We start from the raw sequence: 15,342 nt of genomic DNA, 5'->3' as shown, positions 1-15,342 counted from the left end.
CAGCTCGCGCTGGCGGGCGATCGCAGCTCCGACCAGGCCGGCGAACAGCGGGTGGGGCCGCGTCGGGCGCGAACGCAGCTCCGGGTGGGCCTGGGTCGACACGTAGTAGGGGTGGACCTCACGCGGCAGCTCGACGAACTCGACCAGGCTGTCGTCCGGCGAGGTGCCGGAGAACACCAGCCCGGCCGCCTCCAGCTTGTCGCGGTAGGTGTTGTTGACCTCGTACCGGTGACGGTGCCGCTCCTCGACGGCCGGCTCGCCGTAGGTCTCCGCGACCACCGAGCCCTCCTTGAGCCGCGCCGGGTACAGCCCGAGCCGCATCGTGCCGCCGAGGTCGCCCTCGCCCTCCACGAACGCCTTCTGCTCCTCCATCGTGGCGATGACCGGTGCCGGCGTCTGGGGGTCGAACTCGGTGGAGGACGCGCCCTCGATGCCGGCGGCGTTGCGGGCGTACTCGATGACCATGCACTGCAGGCCGAGGCAGATGCCCAGGGTGGGCACCTCGCGCTCCCGCGCCCACTTCAGCGCACCGAGCTTGCCCTCGATGCCGCGGACGCCGAAGCCACCGGGCACGAGCACGGCGTCGACCCCGCCGAGGGCCTTCTGCGCCCCGGCCTCGGTCTGGCACTCGTCGCTGGCGACCCAGCGGATGTGGACCTTGGCGTCGTGGTGGAAGCCGCCGGCGCGCATGGCCTCGGTCACGGACAGGTAGGCGTCCGGCAGGTCGATGTACTTGCCCACCAGGGCGATCTCGACGGTGTGCTCGGGGTTGTGCACCCGGCGCAGCAGGAGGTCCCAGTCGGTCCAGTCGACGTCGCGGAAGTTCAGCCCGAGCCTGCGGATGACGTAGGCGTCGAGGCCCTCGGTGTGCAGCACCTTGGGGATGTCGTAGATGCTGGGCGCGTCGACCGCGGCCGCGCAGGCCTCGGAGTCGACGTCGCACATCAGCGAGATCTTCCGCTTGATGTTCTCGGGGATCTCCCGGTCGGCCCGCAGCACGAGCCCGTCGGGCTGGATGCCGACCTGCCGCAGGGCGGCCACGGAGTGCTGGGTCGGCTTCGTCTTCAGCTCGCCGCTCGGTGCGAGGTAGGGCACGAGCGAGACGTGCAGGAAGAAGACGTTGTCGCGGCCGACGTCGTGACGGACCTGGCGGGCGGCCTCCAGGAAGGGCAGCGACTCGATGTCGCCGACGGTGCCGCCGATCTCGGTGATGATGACGTCCGGGGCGGGCTCGTCCTTCGGCGCCAGCGGCGACCCGGCCGCCTCGGCGCGCATCCGCTCCTTGATCTCGTTCGTGATGTGCGGGATCACCTGCACGGTGTCGCCGAGGTACTCGCCGCGGCGCTCCTTGGCGATGACGTGGCTGTAGACCTGGCCGGTCGTCACGTTGGCGGTGCCGTGGAGGTTGCTGTCGAGGAACCGCTCGTAGTGGCCGATGTCGAGGTCGGTCTCGGCACCGTCCTCGGTGACGAACACCTCACCGTGCTGGAACGGGTTCATGGTGCCCGGGTCCACGTTGAGGTACGGGTCGAGCTTCTGCATCGTCACGCGCAGACCCCGCGCGCGGAGCAGGTGTCCGAGGCTGGAGGCTGTGAGGCCCTTGCCGAGCGAAGAGGCGACGCCTCCGGTCACGAAGATGTGTTTCGTCTGCACCACGGGCTTTAACTCTACGTCATCGGGAGCACCGGCGACGCCACGGCTCACGGCGCGTCGGCCACCTCGCGGTAGACCGACAGCGCCGCCTCGACCGCGTCGGCCTCGCTGGGGAGGCGCGAGGCGCGCTCGCGCGCGAGGGCGCGCAGCCGTTCCCGTTCTGCGGGGTCCGTGGCGAGCAGCCGTATGCCGCGGGCGAGCGCCGGCGCGTCGTCGGCCGGGGTGAGGATCGCCGCTCCGCCCAAGACCGCGCCCGAGCCCCCCACGTCGGTGGCGACGATCGCCGCCCCCGCGTGCAGCGCCTCCTGCAGGTTGATGGGCTGCCCCTCCCAGACGGCGCTCGAGACGACGAGGTCGGCTGCCGCGCACAGGTCGGGCACGTCGGAACGGTGGCCGAGCAGCCGCACCGGCAGCTGCTCCGCCTCGATGCGGGCCTCGAGCTCGGGGCGCTGCGGGCCGTCCCCGGCCACCACGACCTCGAGGGGCAGGTCGGTCAGGGTGCCGAGGGCGTCCAGCAGCAGGTGCAGGCCCTTCTGCGGGGCCAGCCGTGCGACGACGACGGCCAGCACGGAGTCCTCACCCACCCCGAGCGCCCTCCGGGTGGCGGACGGGTCGGCCGGTTCCTCGGGCGGGGGTGGGCCGGGGATCACGGCGATCGCACCACCGCGCGCCCCGAGCGTCGCCATCCGGTCGACGAGGTCCTGCGAGACCCCGAGCACCACGGTGGCGCGGCGGGCCACGACCCGCTCCAGCGCGGCATACAGCCGGCCCGTCACGGCGCCGGACGGGGCGGCGTTGTGCAGGGTGACCACCACGGGCACCTCCGAGCCGAGGGCGGCCAGGCACGCCAGCGCGCCGGCGCGCAGGCCGTGCGCGTGCACCACGTCGGCCCGGCGCAGCAGCTCGCCGAGCGTGGAGATGGCCCGCAGGTCGGCGAGCGGCCGCGGGCGGTCGCTCACGGCCAGCGGGACGTGGCGGGCGCCGGCCGCGGCCAGCGCGAACTGCTCCTCGACGCCGGCCGGGCCGGCGACGAGCACCGAGTGTCCCCCGCGCGCGAGCCCGGAGACGAGGCCGTGCACGTGCCGCCCCACGCCCCCGGTCGTCGTGCCCAGCACGAGCAGGACGCGCATCAGGCCCTGCCCCTGCGGCGCCGGCCCCGCTCGACCGCCGCCTGCATGGCGGTGCGGTCGGCGAGCGCCACCACGGCGAGGTAGAGCACGGTGACGACGGCCGCGGTGGCCAGGGCCTCGGCGACCGAGCCGAGCAGCGTCGTGGCGCCCCAGGCGTAGGCCATCGCGTCGCCCGTCCCGCTGGCGACCGCCGCGGCGACGACCGCTGCCGCGAGGGTGCGACGGCTGCCGGCCAGCGCCTGCGGCCCCCAGGAACGGCGCACGAGCACCACCAGCAGCACCGCCGCCAGCGTCATGCCGACGGACGAGGCGAAGCCCAGGCTGCGCAGCGTCCCGGTGGGGCCGGCGTCCTCGGGCAGGGTGAGCAGGGGCCAGAGTGCCGCCACCGACCAGCCCGCGGCGACCGCCGCGGCCGCCAGGCTCGCGCGCCCGCGGAGGTAGAGGGCCCGGGTGAGCAGGGCGGCCAGGGCGAAGCCGACCAGCCCCGGCGCGTACGAGACGAGCGCGGCCGGGATGGCCTCCAGCGCCGCGGCGCCCTGCCCCGCGTCGGCCCCACGGTCGAGGTTCCGGAAGAACGTGCCGACGGAGCGGGACGTCGCGATGAGGACCGCGGCGGCGCCGGCGCTGAGGACGAGGATGCCCTGTACCGCGCGGGTCAGGGTGCCGGTGTCGGTGTCCCCGCTGCCCTCGCGGTGGGCCAGCGCAGGGAAGGCGGACGTGGCGATCGGCACCGCCAGCACGGCATACGGGAGCAGGTAGACAGCCTGGACGTAGGCGAAGGCGTTGACCGTGCCCGTCCCGCCGCGGCTGTTGGCGAGCCACACGGTCGCGAGCACCGCTGCCTGCTGGGCCACGAGCGCCAGCACGCCCGCGCCGGCGAGGCCCGCCGCCCGTCGGGCGGCGCCCTCCGGGAAGCGCAGTGTCGGGCGGAGGCGGGCGCCCGTGCGCCAGGCCGGGACGAGGAGGGGCAGGCTCAGGACCACCACACCGAGGGTCGTGCCCCCGGCGAGGACCGCGAAGGCTGTGCCGGAGACCTCGGCGATGGAGTCCTGCCCCTCGGTGAGCGTGCCGTAGGCCAGGTAGGCGGCGATGACGACGAGGCTGGACAGCAGGGGGGCGAGCGCCGCGGCCAGGAACCGGCGGTGGGCGTGCAGGACACCGGTCAGGACGATGCCGATGCCGTAGAGCACCACCTGGGGCGCGAAGACCACGAGCATGCGCGCGCCGAGGTCCACGGACCCCGGCGCGGCGTCCTCGAGCAGGAGCCGGCTCAGGAACGGAGCGGCCAGGGCCAGCAGCGCGGAGAGCGGCAGCAGCACCACCAGCGTCCACCCGAGCAGGGCTGAGGCGATCCGGTCGGCCTCGTCGCGTCGGCCAGCCCCGAGGGTGGTCGCGATGAGCGGCACCGCCGCGGCGGCGAGGACGCCACCGGCGGCGATCTCGAAGACGACGTTCGGCAGGACGTTGATGCTCTGGTACACGCTGCCGACCTCGGAGGCGCCCACGCTCTCGGAGAAGACCAGGGTGCGCGCGAAGCCGGCCGCCCGGGCGAACAGGGTGGCGATGGCGATGATGCCCGCCGCCCGCGCGACCGTGGTGCCCACACCGCCGGGGCGGCCGTCCTCCGGCACCGGTGCTGCCCGTGCCACGGGTCAGGCCCGCCCGAGCGCGTCGAGCTCGCGCAGGCCCGGTGTGGCCTCGATGACCTTGGTGAAGCTGACCCGCTCGGAGGCGAGTGTGAGGGCCGAGAGCACCGCCAGCGCGCCCAGCCGCCCGCGACGGCCGCTGCGGGCCACGAAGGCGGAGCCGAGCAGGGCGCCGGCGCTGTTGGCACCGGTGTCGCCGAGCATGGTCTCGCCGGCGAGGTCGGGGCCCAGCAGGGCCGCCGCCGCACCGACGGCCGCACCCGAGGCGACCTCGGCACGCGGGTCCGCCGCCGTGAGGGCGCCCGCGATCACCGCCGCCTTGAGGGCACGGCCGGGCCGCAGGTCGAGGAGGTTGAGCAGGTTGGCGGCACCGGCGATGACGGCACCGCCCACCACGGTGTCGAAGGCGGTCGGCCCGCCGTCACGCACCGTGGCGCCGCGCCGGGCGTCGACGAGGGCCGCGGACAGCACGCCTGCCACGCCCAGGCCGAGGATCTTCACCACCCCGGTCGTGACCTCGCCTGAGGCAAGGGCGCTGAGGTGGCCCTTGAGCCCCTTGCTGCGCGCGTCGCCCGCCAGGTCGTCCAGGGCGCCCAGCGCGCCTGCACCGAGGGCCGCGACGACAGGACCGGGGCCTGCCGGGACGGCGGCCAGGGCCGATCCCGCCACGAAGGCCGGGCCCTCGAGCAGCGTGACCGTCTGCCCCGCGTGGTTGGTGCGGTCCCACAGCCCCTCGCCACCCGGAGGTGTGTCCCGGAGCAGCCGCAGCGCGAGTGCCGAGGTCGCCCCCGCGAGCACCCCCGCGGCGAGTGCGCGTGCAGCCATCGCCTGGCCCTACTTCGTCGCCATGGCCGGGAAGGCCGCGGTGGCGTCCGCCTCGAGGCCGTAGTGCCCGGTGTTGCCGGCGAACTGCTCCATGAGGCCGAAGACGACGCTCGCCTGCCCCATGGGCACCTCGGCATGGTCGACGGTCGAGAGGTCTTTCGACGCCTCGGAGTTCTGGCGCACCGTCGCTGCGACGGACACCTGGGGGTCGTCCGAGCCGTTCATGGCCGGGGTGGCCACCAGCGCACCCGAACCGGCGGCGTCCAGTGCGGCTGCGAGCTGGCTCAGGGACTCGGCCCGGGCGGTCCGCTCGTCCGCGGTGCCCCCGGTGACCGGGCCGCCGATGACGACCGCGCCGGTGGCGGGCGTGATGGAGTCCGGGGTGTAGCGGATCAGCTCGCCGGTGCGCAGGCCCTCGAGAGCAGCACTGGCACCGGCGCTGCCGCCACCGGCCTTGGCGAGCAGCGACCGTGCCAGCACCGCGTTGACGAGCTCGCCGCCCTGGTCGACCGGCACCTGCACCGAGGGGGCGAGCTGCTCGCCGAGCGTCGAGCGGAAGGTCGCCTTCTCGGGGTCGACCCACGCATCGAGGACGGTGACGGTCGACCCGATCTTGGCCCCGGCCTGCGCGAGGGTGCTGGTCGTCGACTTCACGAGGTTCGCGTCGGCGCCCGGGAGCACGACGACCGTCAGGGTGGCGTCCTGGAGCCGGTCGCGCAGGAGCGTCTTGTTCCCCGCCTCCGTGAAGGCGTCCCGCGCCTGCGCGGCCTTCTCGGCCTCGTCCAGGCGTGCCCGCAGCTCGGTGCGGTCCTCGCGGAGCCGGGTGACCTCCGAGGTGAGGGTGTTCCCGATGTCCTCCTTGAGAGGGCCGGCACCCAGGACGATGCCGACGGCCAGGGCCAGGAAGATCGAGACGATGGAGACGAGGTGGTACCGGAAGTCGATCACGTGAAGATTCCTACGACGAAGGACCAGAGGTCATCCCAGCGGGCGCCGATGACGCCCAGGAAGGCGCGGCCCCCCGGGGTGGCCCACAGGGCGGCGAACAGGGCGGAGAGGCCCACCAGGAGCATGACCGCGAGCGAGAGGTTGCTGATCCGCGAGCGGTACAGCCGGCTGACACCCTTGGCGTCGATGAGCTTGCCGCCCACCCGGAGCCGGGTGAGGAACGTGCTGGCCATGCCGGAGCGGCCCTTGTCGAGGAACTCCACCAGGGTGGCGTGGGTCCCGACCGCGACGATGAGCGAGGCACCCTTGTCGTCGGCCAGCAGCATGGCGACGTCCTCGCTGGTACCGGTGGCGGGGAAGACCACGGGCTCCACGCCGAGCCGCCGGACCCGCTCGAGGCCGGGCGCGTTGCCGTCGCGGTAGGCGTGCACGACGATCTCGGCGCCACACCGCAGCGTGCTGTCCGAGACGGAGTCCATGTCACCGACGATGAGGTCGGGCTTGAGGCCGGTCTCGATGAGGGCGTCGGCCCCGCCATCGACGCCGATCAGCACCGGCCGGTACTCGCGGATGTAGTGCTTCAGCGTCTGCAGGTCTTCCTTGTAGTGGTACCCGCGGACCACGACGAGGGCATGGCGACCCTCGAGCTCGGTGGTGATGTCGGGCACGCCGACGCCGTCGAGGAGCAGGTCCCGCTCCCGTCGGAGGTACTCCATCGTGTTCGCCGCGAACGCCTCGAGCTGCACCGCGAGGCCCGCCCGGGCCTCGCCCATCTCGGCCTCCACGATGTCGAGGTCGAACTCGGTGCCGGTGGCGACGACCCGGTCGTCGAGGAGGACGTCGCCGCCCACGACGGACACGAGCTGCCCCTCCTTGAGGTCGTGCATGATGTCCTTGCCGACGTTGTCGACCAGGGGGATGCCGGCCTCGACGAGGATCTCCGGGCCGAGGTTCGGGTACCGCCCGGAGATCGACGGCGAGGCGTTCACGACGGCTGCCGGCCGGCAGGCCAGCAGCGCCTCCGCGCTGACCTTGTCGATGTCCTGGTGGTCGATCACGGCGATCTCGCCAGGGCGCAGCCGCTTGGTGAGATCCTTCGTGCGGGCGTCGACGCGGACGGCGCCACGAACACCGGGAGTCTCCGGTTCGCGGGCACGCTGGCGTGGGATCTTCAGGGGCATCATCCCCATCGTGCCATGCCAGACGGCATGCCCCGGACACCCACGCGGGCGCCGGATCGGCTGCCCCTGTGGGCGTCGTCACTACCCGCCTCGGGCCGGCCGGCCGGGATGACGCAGGGGTCGCCGTCGCCGGCGGGTCGGGCGCTGCGGTGCGCTCAGGCTGGCGCCGAGCCCCTGCTGCCCGCGCGGTCGGCGCTCTCCCGTGCCGAGCCCCGGGCATCCTGTGCCGGCTGGCGCCCCTTCCGTGTGCCCTGCTGGGCCGCGCCACGAGCTGACGACGCCGTGCGGGACCCGTTGCGGCGGGCCGTTCCCGGCTGGCGTTTCTCGGTCTGCCCCTCCCCGTCGTGGCGCTCCCGACCCTGGCGCTCCCCTGCCTGCGCCAGCAGCTCCGCGGCGTGGTCGAGGGCCGTCGCGGAGTCCACCCCCGCCATCATCCGGGCCAGCTCGCGCAGGCGCGCGTCGCCGTCGACCGAGACCACACCACTGGAGGTGACGTGGCCGTCGCTGCTCTTGCTCACCACGAGGTGGCGGTCGGCGAACGCGGCGACCTGGGCGAGGTGCGTGACCACGATCACCTGGGCATGGCGGGCCAGAGCCGCCAGCCGGGCGCCGATGTCGAGGGCGGCACGGCCGCCGACCCCCGCATCCACCTCGTCGAACACGAACGTCGGCACCTCGGCACCGCCGTGCGCGCCGGTCACGACCTCCAGCGCCAGCATGACCCGGGACAGCTCACCACCCGAGGCGGCCTTGGCCACCGACCGTGCGGGTGCGCCCGGGTTGGCAGCGAGCAGGATCTCGACCTCGTCCACCCCGTGCCGAGCCCACCGCACGCTGTCGCCGAGGCCTGGCACGGCGAGACCGTCGTCCACCGAGCGCGTGGTGACCGACACCTCGACCACGGCCCGGCCCATCGCCAGGTGCGCCAGCTCGGCGGTCACCGCCGCGGCGAGCTGGTCCGCGGCGCCCGACCGCGCCGCGCTCACCTCGGCGGCCGCGGACCCTAGCTCAGCGGTGAGGGCCTGTGCACGGCGCTCGAGCTCCTCGAGGGCGTCGTCGGCGGAGAGCAGGGAGTCCAACCGGGCGGCGGCGTCCCTGCCCCAGACCAGCACGTCGTCAACGGTCTCGCCGTACTTGCGGGTCAGCCCCGCGAGGTCGGCCCGGCGCTGCTGGACCCACGCGAGCCGGGCCGGGTCGAGGTCGATGTCGGAGAGGTAGCTGCTGAGGTCCGCGCCGAGGTCCGCGGCGAGGTAGCCGAGCTCGGCCAGTCGTCGTTCGAGGTCACGCAGGGCGGGGTCGTGGTCGAGCAGGCCGGCGAGCGCCGAGCGAGCCGCGACGATGGCCGCGATGACGCTGGGAGCGGGCTCCGCGGCATACTCCTCCTCCGCGCCGGCCAGCAGGAGGCGGGCCTCCTCGGCGCCGGCTCGCAGGCCCTCGGCATGGCTCAGGCGGTCGTCCTCGGCACGCAGGGCGGCGTCCTCACCGGGCTGGGGGTCGAGGGACTCGATCTGCTCCAGGCCCAGCTGGAGGACCTCGACCTCGCGGGCGCGGTCGCGGGTGGCCTCCCGCAGGGCGGTCAGCTCACGGCGCACCACCTCGAGCTCGTCGTAGAGCCCCTGGTAGCGCGCCAGGGGTCCCGCCACGCCCTCCCCGGCGTACTGGTCCAGCAGGACGCGGTGCTGGTCGGCCTGCCGCAGCCGCCACTGGTCGGCCTGCCCGTGGACGGCGACGAGGTGCTCTCCGATCTCGGAGAGCACGCCCACCGGCGCGGAGCGTCCGCCCACGTGCGCCCGCGAGCGACCCTCGGCCGTCAGGGTACGCACCAGGACCAGCCCGTCATCGGCGTCGGCCCCCGCCTCCGTGGCGCGCAGGGTCGCGGGGTGCTCCGGACCCACGCCGACCACCCCCTCGACGACGGCCGAGGCGGCACCGGCGCGGACCAGCCCGGCGTCGGCGCGGGCACCGAGCAGCAGGCCCAGACCGGACACGACCATGGTCTTGCCGGCGCCGGTCTCGCCACTGACGACGTTGAGGCCGGGGTGCAGCTCCAGAACGGCGTCATCGATGACGCCGAGGTTCTGGATGCGGATCTCCTGCAGCACGCGCCCAGCCTGTCACACGGCTCCGACGCCACCCGGCAGCGACTCGTGCTGCGACCCCTGCAGCGGCCCATGAGCGACCCATGAGCGACCGATCAGCCGCGCGTGGGGTCAGGGGGACAGCGAGGCGGTCGTGCCGGCCCGCTGCTCGCGCCGAGCCGCGCCGCGCCAGCCGTGGATGGACAGGTCGAACTTGGCGACGAGGCGGTCGGTGAACGGCGAGGAGGTCAGCCGGGCGAGGCGAACGGGCGTGTCGGAGCGGACCACCTCGATCCGCGCGCCGGGCGGGAGATCGATGGCGCGGCGCCCGTCACACCACAGCACGCCCGAGCCCTGGGTGTCGGCGACGACCTCGAGGGCCAGGTGGGAGCTCGGGCCGACGACCATCGGGCGGGCGAAGAGCGCGTGGGCGCTGATGGGGACGAGGAGCATGGCCTCGACGTCCGGCCAGACCACCGGCCCGCCCGCGGAGAAGGCGTAGGCGGTCGACCCCGTGGGGGTGGCCATGACCACACCGTCGCAGCCCCAGGTGGACAGGGGCCGCCCGTCGATCTCGACGGTCAGCTCGAGCATGCGTTCCCGTGAGGCCTTCTCGACCGAGGCCTCGTTCAGCGCCCAGCTGGAGTAGACCGGGTCGCCGTCGTGGCTCACGGCCACGTCGAGCGTCATGCGCTCCTCGACCGCGTAGTCACGGGCCACGATGCGCTCGACGGTGGCGTCGAGGTCCTCGCGCTCGGACTCGGCGAGGAACCCGACGTGGCCGAGGTTGACGCCGAGGAGCGGCGCGCCGGTCCCCCGCGACATCTCGGCGCCGCGCAGGATCGTGCCGTCGCCGCCGAGGACGCACACCAGCTCGCAGCCGGTCGCGGGGTGCTCCGGGTTCGCGAGCGTGACGTTGGGACTGCCCGCCAGGTCAACCGCGGCCGCCTCATCGCGCAGCACGACGACCTCCATGCCCGCGTCATGCAGTCGCTGCACCACCCCAGCGGCGAGGTCGTGGGCCTCCTTGCGCTTGGGGTGGGCGACGAGCAGGATGCGTCGGCGCGCGGCGTCGGTCACGAAGCTCCCTTCAGCGTCACCTGGTCGGCGTTCCTGACCAGAGCCTCCCATCCCAGCGATCCGGCCGCACGAGGGGTCAGCCAGAGGAGGTACTCGGCGTTTCCCTCACCACCCTCGATCGGGCTGGGCGCCAGGGCACGCGGGTGGAGGCCCGCCTCCAGCGCCGCACGCGCGACCTCCGTGATGGCCCAGGCCCGGTCGCCCTGGGCCCGGACGACGCCCCCCTTGCCCAGCCGGGCGCGGCCCACCTCGAACTGTGGCTTGACCAGCACCACGGCGTCGCCGGAGTCCCGCAGCAGGGAGCGGAAGGTCTCGAGCACGAGGGTGAGGGAGATGAAGCTGAGGTCGGCGACGAGGACGTCGACCGGCCCGCCGATGTCCTCGGCCCGGAGTCCCCGCACAGTGGTCTGGGAGCGCTCGCTCACGCGCGGGTCCCCCGCCAGCTCGGGCACCAGCTGGTCGCGGCCCACGTCGAGAGCGATGACGTGCCCGGCGCCGTGGCGGAGCAGCACCTGGGTGAACCCGCCCGTCGAGGCGCCCACATCGAGGCAGTGCCTGCCCCGGACGTCAAGCCCCAGGGGTCCGAAGATCTCCAGCGCACCCACGAGCTTGTATGCCGCGCGGCTCACCCAGCGCGGCCCGGCCTCGCGCACGACGAGCTCATCGCCCGCGGAGACCGGGGCCGCCGGCTTGCGCGCCACGCGCCCGGCGACGCTGACCAGACCCGCGTCGATCAGCTCGCGGGCCTGGCCCCGGGAGCGGGCGAGCCCGCGGCGGACCAGCTCGGCGTCGAGCCGCCCGTGGTCGCTCACGCCCCGCCGAGGTCGGACAGGCGACCCTGCAGGGTCTGGTGCACCCGCTGGCCGGCGGCGATCTGTGCATCGAGATCGTCGGCGGGAGCGTCCGCGAGGTCCTTCAGCGCGGCGTCGATGGCTGGGTCCCCGGTCTCGCCCTCGCCCACCGGCCCGGCAGGCCGGCCCGGGGGTGGGCCGGGCTGCGGAGACGCCTGTGGTCGGGGCACCGCGGAGGGAGGCGGGCCCGGGAGCGGCGTGGCCGCGCGCGTCTCGGGCTCGGTCGTGTGGTCGCTGTGCTCGCTCATGTGTCGTTCGTCCTCGTTGCCGTGTTGTCCACCGGTGGCGGCTCGTCGGGAGCCGCCGGAGCAGTCGCGTCGGCCCGGGGTGTCTCCGTCGCCCCGGACTCGTCCGCGCCGACGGGAGTCGCCGACCCCACCGGTGGTGCGACGTCCGGTGCCTCCGCCTGCTCCGGGGCCACCACCTGCTCTGTGGCAACGTCCCGCTCCGTTGGGGCCGCCCCGGTCTCGTCGACCGCCGCCGTCTGCTCAGCCGGCGGCACAGTCATCGTCTCAACCGCCGTGACGTCCGGTCGCGCCGGGCTGGCGCCCTCGGCCACCGTGGAGCCGCCCACCTCGGCGGCTGGGGGCGGCGCCGTCTTCTTCGCCACCGCCCGCGCGGTCTTCGTGGCGGTCGTCTTCTTGGCAGTCGCCCTCTTGGCGGCGGTCTTGGCCGTACCCCTCTTGGCCGTCCCCTTCTTGGCCGTCCCCTTCTTGGCAGTCGCCTTCTTGGCAGTCGCCTTCTTGGCAGTCGCCTTCTTGGCGGCGGTCTCGGCAGTGCGCGTGCGCGCAGGCGGCGCCGGCACCGCGGCGGGGGCCCGTCGTGGCGCCGTGCTGACCGCTGCCGACGGCACCCCGGGAATGGCTCCAGCCAGCGGGATGCGCGCGGCAGCCGACGCGAGGGACGCCCTGAGCTCGTCGACCTCGTGCGTCAGCGATGCCAGCGCCGCGCGCGCGGACTCCACGTCAGCATGTCGCGCGAACTCGCCGCGCCGCAGCGCGGACTCGACCTCGGAGCGCACGAGTGCCACCAGGTGTGCGCGGTTGGCCTTCGCTGCAGCGAGCAGCTGGTCGGCCAGGGTCGAGGCCTGCATCGCACGCTTGCCCACCTCCTCGGCACCGGGCAGCGCCAGGAGGCCCTGTGCTGCCTCGAGCGCCCGGGCCCTGGTCAGCTCCCCCAGGCCTGAGGCGAGCTGCACCCAGCCGCGCACGGCTTCAGACGCCATGGCTCCTCCTTGCCGTCGACGCGTTGTTGCCCATCGTCGGTCACGCTACTGCGGGGCACGGACTTCCGACACCAGCCGGCGCGCGTCGGCCTCGCCGAGGTCGCCGCGGTCCAGGGCGTCGTGCACGGCCGCCACCGCAGTCCGCAGGACCTCGATCCGGCCGGCACCGCCGTCCGCCTCCCAAGTCCCACCCACCACACGGCGACGGTGGCTGCCGCACACCCACCAGCCGTCGCCCGCCGGCTGGGGTGCGAGGTATGCCGTGGAGAGGCCACGCAGGTCGGCAAGCAGGTAGGTCGGGCGCATGGGTGCCCGGGCCCCCGCGAGGGACACCGCGGAGTCGACGCCGGTGAGGACGAGAGCGGAGTCCATTCCCGCCTCGACCGCCCCGGCGATGTCGGTGTCCAGGCGGTCGCCGATCGCGAGCATGGACGAGGGATCGTCGTGCGCGACCTCGGCGCACAGCAGGTAGAGGGGCGCGTGCGGTTTCCCCACCACGACGGGCGAGCTGCCGGCTGCCCGCTCCACGGCCGCCACGAGGGTGCCGTTGCCCGGGGCAGTCCCACGGTCCGTGGGAAGGGTGCCGTCGGTGTTGGTGGCCACCCACAGCGCGCCCGCCTGCACGGCATACGCGGCCTCGGCGAGATCCGCGGCGGTCAGCTGCGCGCCGTAGCCCTGGAGCACGGCGGCACAGCCCGCCCCCGGGTCGGCGAGGCGTGCCTCGTGCGGGGACACCGGGACCAACCCCTCGCCGGTCAGCGCCTCGGCCACCCCGGGGCCCCCCACGGCGAGCACCCTCGACCCGGACGGCAGGTGACGGGCGAGGTGCCGCGCGCCCGCCTGCGCGCTGGTCACGACGTCCTTCTCCCCGACCCCCGTGAGGCCGAGGTCCCGCAGATGTGCGGCAACCTCGAGCGGCGCACGCGACGCGTTGTTGGTGGCGTACAGCACCGGCACCGGGCACGCCGAGAGCGCCTCGACCGCGTGCGGCACCGCCGCGTGGCCGCGGTAGACGACCCCGTCGAGGTCGCAGACCACGGCGGCGTAGGCCTCCAGCAGGGCCACCTGCGGCGACATCGCCAGGTCAGCCCTGCCGCTCGTCCTCGGTCGCGTCCGCGCCGACAGCCTCGTCGCCGCCGGCGCCCCGGTTCGCGTCCTCGTCACCCTCGTCCTCGTCGCCCTCGAGCAGGTCGGTCATCACGATGCCGTCGAGCTCGGCGAGCCGCTCGGCCGCGTCGGTCTCGCCGTCGTCGTCGAACTGGGCGGCGCGCGCGAACCAGTCACGGGCAGCGTCCTCGTCGCCGTTCTCGAGCAGGGCGTCGGCATACGCGTAGGTCAGCCGTGCGGACCACGGCTTGCGGACACTGGACTTCAGCTGGGGGATCTGCAGGGCCAGGAGCGCCGCGTCGGGCTGACCAAGGTCGCGGCGGATGCCCGAGACGACGATCGCGAGCTCGATCCGCTCCTCGAGGCTCAGGGTCCGGGCCTCCGGGGAGGTCGCGAGGTCGAGAGCCCGCTCGGGCCTGCCGAGGCCACGCTCACAGTCGACCATCAGGGGCAGCATGTGCGAGGACCCGCTGAGCCGTCGAGCCGTGCGGAACTCGCTCAGCGCCCGCGCCCACTCGCCCTTGCGGTAGGCGACCAGCCCCAGGGCCTCGCGGGTGGCCGGAACCCGCCCCGCTCTGCGGACCGCGGTCTCCGCGTGGGCCTCGGCGGCAACGTAGTCCTCGGCCTCGAGCATCGCCGCGACCATGACCAGGTGCTGGGCCACACCCTCGGCGTTCTCCTTGCTCAGGGTGCGCAGCTGCTGGTGCACTCCGCGGTCGAGCTCCTTGCCCGTGACGCCCTCGTTGATCCGCGGCTCGGGAAGGCGCGGCGCCTTCGGTGCCAGGCGGCTGCCGCCCCTGCGCTCGCTGGTGTCGAAGCCGCCCGCATCCCGGTCAGGACGCGCCGCCCCGCCCCGAGGACCACCCTGTCGTCCACCGGCGCCGCGGGGTCCGTCACCCCTGCCGGCGGACCGACCACCGCTGGGGCGGCCCTGCCCGGTGCGCCGCTCGTCTGCGCCCCAGCTGCCGCCACCGCTCCCGCCGCGGCCGTCGCCGTCACGGCCCCGGCCCGAGGATGAGCCCCCGCGCCCCGAGGAGGGGCGGCCGCTGTCGCGCCCACCCGACGGGCGTCCCCCGGAGGGTCCGCGGCGGCCTGGCTTGTCTTCGGACACGAAGTCTCCTCGCTGTGCAGTAGTTCGGTTGGCAGTCTACGGAAGCGCCACCGGACCCGCGCCTGCCGGTTCCCGCCCCGGTCACGCCCGTCGTGTGGCCCGGTCGCGCCTGTCATGGTCGTGCGCGCCGGTCTATGCCCCGCGCCCGCAGGCTCCGCCGCGGGGCAGCTGGTGCCGTGGCGCGGTGCCCTCGCCACGTGGCAGCTGCGCGGATCGGACGGACGGGGTAAGGGTGTGTCATCTGACCCCGGACCGTGACGCGGACCATGAACCTGGACCATGACGCGGAAAAGGGGGCCCTGCGCTGCAGGGCCCCCTTTTCGGAAAGTATGTTCGGCTGCGTCCTACTCTCCCACACCGTCACCAGTGCAGTACCATCGGCGCTGAAGGGCTTAGCTTCCGGGTTCGGAATGGGACCGGGCGTTTCCCCTTCGCTATGACAGCCGAAACTCTATGGAGATGTCAATCGGTGGCCGGCGTGGTGCCGGCCGGGTTCCCGACCGTTTC

The 15,342-nt window shown here is 74.3% G+C and carries 13 protein-coding genes and 1 rRNA gene; all 14 read right to left on the bottom strand.

Translation table 11 applies throughout. The features are described 5' to 3' along the window. Nucleotides 1-1,656 (bottom strand): CTP synthase (locus VIB11_RS07410; protein ID WP_332029861.1); only part of this gene is annotated, 1,656 nt, incomplete at its 3' end. 44 nt (nucleotides 1,657-1,700) lie between these two features. Then, nucleotides 1,701-2,783, bottom strand: coding sequence for a glycosyltransferase family 4 protein (locus VIB11_RS07405; RefSeq protein WP_332029859.1), 1,083 nt, complete (start codon nucleotides 2,781-2,783; stop codon nucleotides 1,701-1,703). Beyond that, nucleotides 2,783-4,414 carry a lipid II flippase MurJ gene (locus tag VIB11_RS07400; RefSeq protein ID WP_332029857.1) on the bottom strand — a complete coding sequence of 544 codons (1,632 nt, stop codon included), beginning with the start codon at nucleotides 4,412-4,414 and terminating at the stop codon, nucleotides 2,783-2,785. Before VIB11_RS07400 ends, VIB11_RS07405 begins: the two co-directional genes overlap by 1 nt. A gap of 21 nt (nucleotides 4,415-4,435) precedes the next feature. Further along, nucleotides 4,436-5,254 carry a hypothetical protein gene (locus VIB11_RS07395; protein WP_332029855.1) on the bottom strand — a complete coding sequence of 273 codons (819 nt, stop codon included), beginning with the start codon at nucleotides 5,252-5,254 and terminating at the stop codon, nucleotides 4,436-4,438. A gap of 9 nt (nucleotides 5,255-5,263) precedes the next feature. Then, complete coding sequence (locus tag VIB11_RS07390; RefSeq protein ID WP_332029853.1) at nucleotides 5,264-6,202, bottom strand: copper transporter; 939 nt, start codon at nucleotides 6,200-6,202, stop codon at nucleotides 5,264-5,266. Next, nucleotides 6,199-7,383, bottom strand: coding sequence for a putative cytokinetic ring protein SteA (gene steA, locus VIB11_RS07385; protein WP_332029851.1), 1,185 nt, complete (start codon nucleotides 7,381-7,383; stop codon nucleotides 6,199-6,201). Before steA ends, VIB11_RS07390 begins: the two co-directional genes overlap by 4 nt. 155 nt (nucleotides 7,384-7,538) lie before the next feature. After that, nucleotides 7,539-9,485 (bottom strand): DNA repair protein RecN, encoded by a 1,947-nt coding sequence (gene recN, locus VIB11_RS07380; RefSeq protein WP_332029849.1) that lies wholly within the window; start codon nucleotides 9,483-9,485, stop codon nucleotides 7,539-7,541. A 108-nt stretch (nucleotides 9,486-9,593) separates the two neighbouring features. Beyond that, nucleotides 9,594-10,541: an NAD kinase gene (locus VIB11_RS07375; RefSeq protein WP_332029847.1), complete on the bottom strand. Its 948-nt coding sequence runs from the start codon at nucleotides 10,539-10,541 to the stop codon at nucleotides 9,594-9,596. Beyond that, nucleotides 10,538-11,353, bottom strand: a complete 816-nt coding sequence (locus VIB11_RS07370; RefSeq protein ID WP_332029845.1) for a TlyA family RNA methyltransferase — start codon at nucleotides 11,351-11,353, stop codon at nucleotides 10,538-10,540. The genes VIB11_RS07375 and VIB11_RS07370 overlap by 4 nt, the downstream gene beginning before the upstream one ends. After that, complete coding sequence (locus VIB11_RS07365) at nucleotides 11,350-11,640, bottom strand: hypothetical protein (RefSeq protein ID WP_332029844.1); 291 nt, start codon at nucleotides 11,638-11,640, stop codon at nucleotides 11,350-11,352. The genes VIB11_RS07370 and VIB11_RS07365 overlap by 4 nt, the downstream gene beginning before the upstream one ends. After that, nucleotides 11,637-12,617: a hypothetical protein gene (locus tag VIB11_RS07360; protein ID WP_332029842.1), complete on the bottom strand. Its 981-nt coding sequence runs from the start codon at nucleotides 12,615-12,617 to the stop codon at nucleotides 11,637-11,639. The genes VIB11_RS07365 and VIB11_RS07360 overlap by 4 nt, the downstream gene beginning before the upstream one ends. A gap of 45 nt (nucleotides 12,618-12,662) precedes the next feature. Then, nucleotides 12,663-13,694, bottom strand: coding sequence for an HAD-IIA family hydrolase (locus VIB11_RS07355; protein ID WP_332029840.1), 1,032 nt, complete (start codon nucleotides 13,692-13,694; stop codon nucleotides 12,663-12,665). Nucleotides 13,695-13,701: 7 nt separating this feature from the next. After that, nucleotides 13,702-14,433 carry a tetratricopeptide repeat protein gene (locus tag VIB11_RS07350; RefSeq protein WP_332029838.1) on the bottom strand — a complete coding sequence of 244 codons (732 nt, stop codon included), beginning with the start codon at nucleotides 14,431-14,433 and terminating at the stop codon, nucleotides 13,702-13,704. Nucleotides 14,434-15,166: 733 nt separating this feature from the next. Continuing rightward, a 5S ribosomal RNA gene (gene rrf, locus VIB11_RS07345) occupies nucleotides 15,167-15,283 on the bottom strand. Between the last annotated feature and the right edge of the window lie 59 nt (nucleotides 15,284-15,342).

The sequence above is a fragment of the Pedococcus sp. genome, assembly GCF_036554925.1.
GTDB lineage: Bacteria > Actinomycetota > Actinomycetes > Actinomycetales > Dermatophilaceae > Pedococcus_A.
Note: the sequence above shows the minus strand (reverse complement) of the source record. Positions and strands in the feature narration are given on the sequence as shown.

Excerpts from the sequence above, each read along its gene's own strand:
- VIB11_RS07395 (WP_332029855.1), bottom strand. The coding sequence starts at position 5,254 with ATGGCTGCACGCGCACTCGCCGCGGGGGTGCTCGCGGGGGCGACCTCG.
- VIB11_RS07355 (WP_332029840.1), bottom strand. The coding sequence starts at position 13,694 with ATGTCGCCGCAGGTGGCCCTGCTGGAGGCCTACGCCGCCGTGGTCTGC.
- VIB11_RS07405 (WP_332029859.1), bottom strand. The coding sequence starts at position 2,783 with ATGCGCGTCCTGCTCGTGCTGGGCACGACGACCGGGGGCGTGGGGCGG.
- steA (WP_332029851.1), bottom strand. The coding sequence starts at position 7,383 with ATGCCCCTGAAGATCCCACGCCAGCGTGCCCGCGAACCGGAGACTCCC.
- VIB11_RS07360 (WP_332029842.1), bottom strand. The coding sequence starts at position 12,617 with ATGGCGTCTGAAGCCGTGCGCGGCTGGGTGCAGCTCGCCTCAGGCCTG.
- VIB11_RS07365 (WP_332029844.1), bottom strand. The coding sequence starts at position 11,640 with ATGAGCGAGCACAGCGACCACACGACCGAGCCCGAGACGCGCGCGGCC.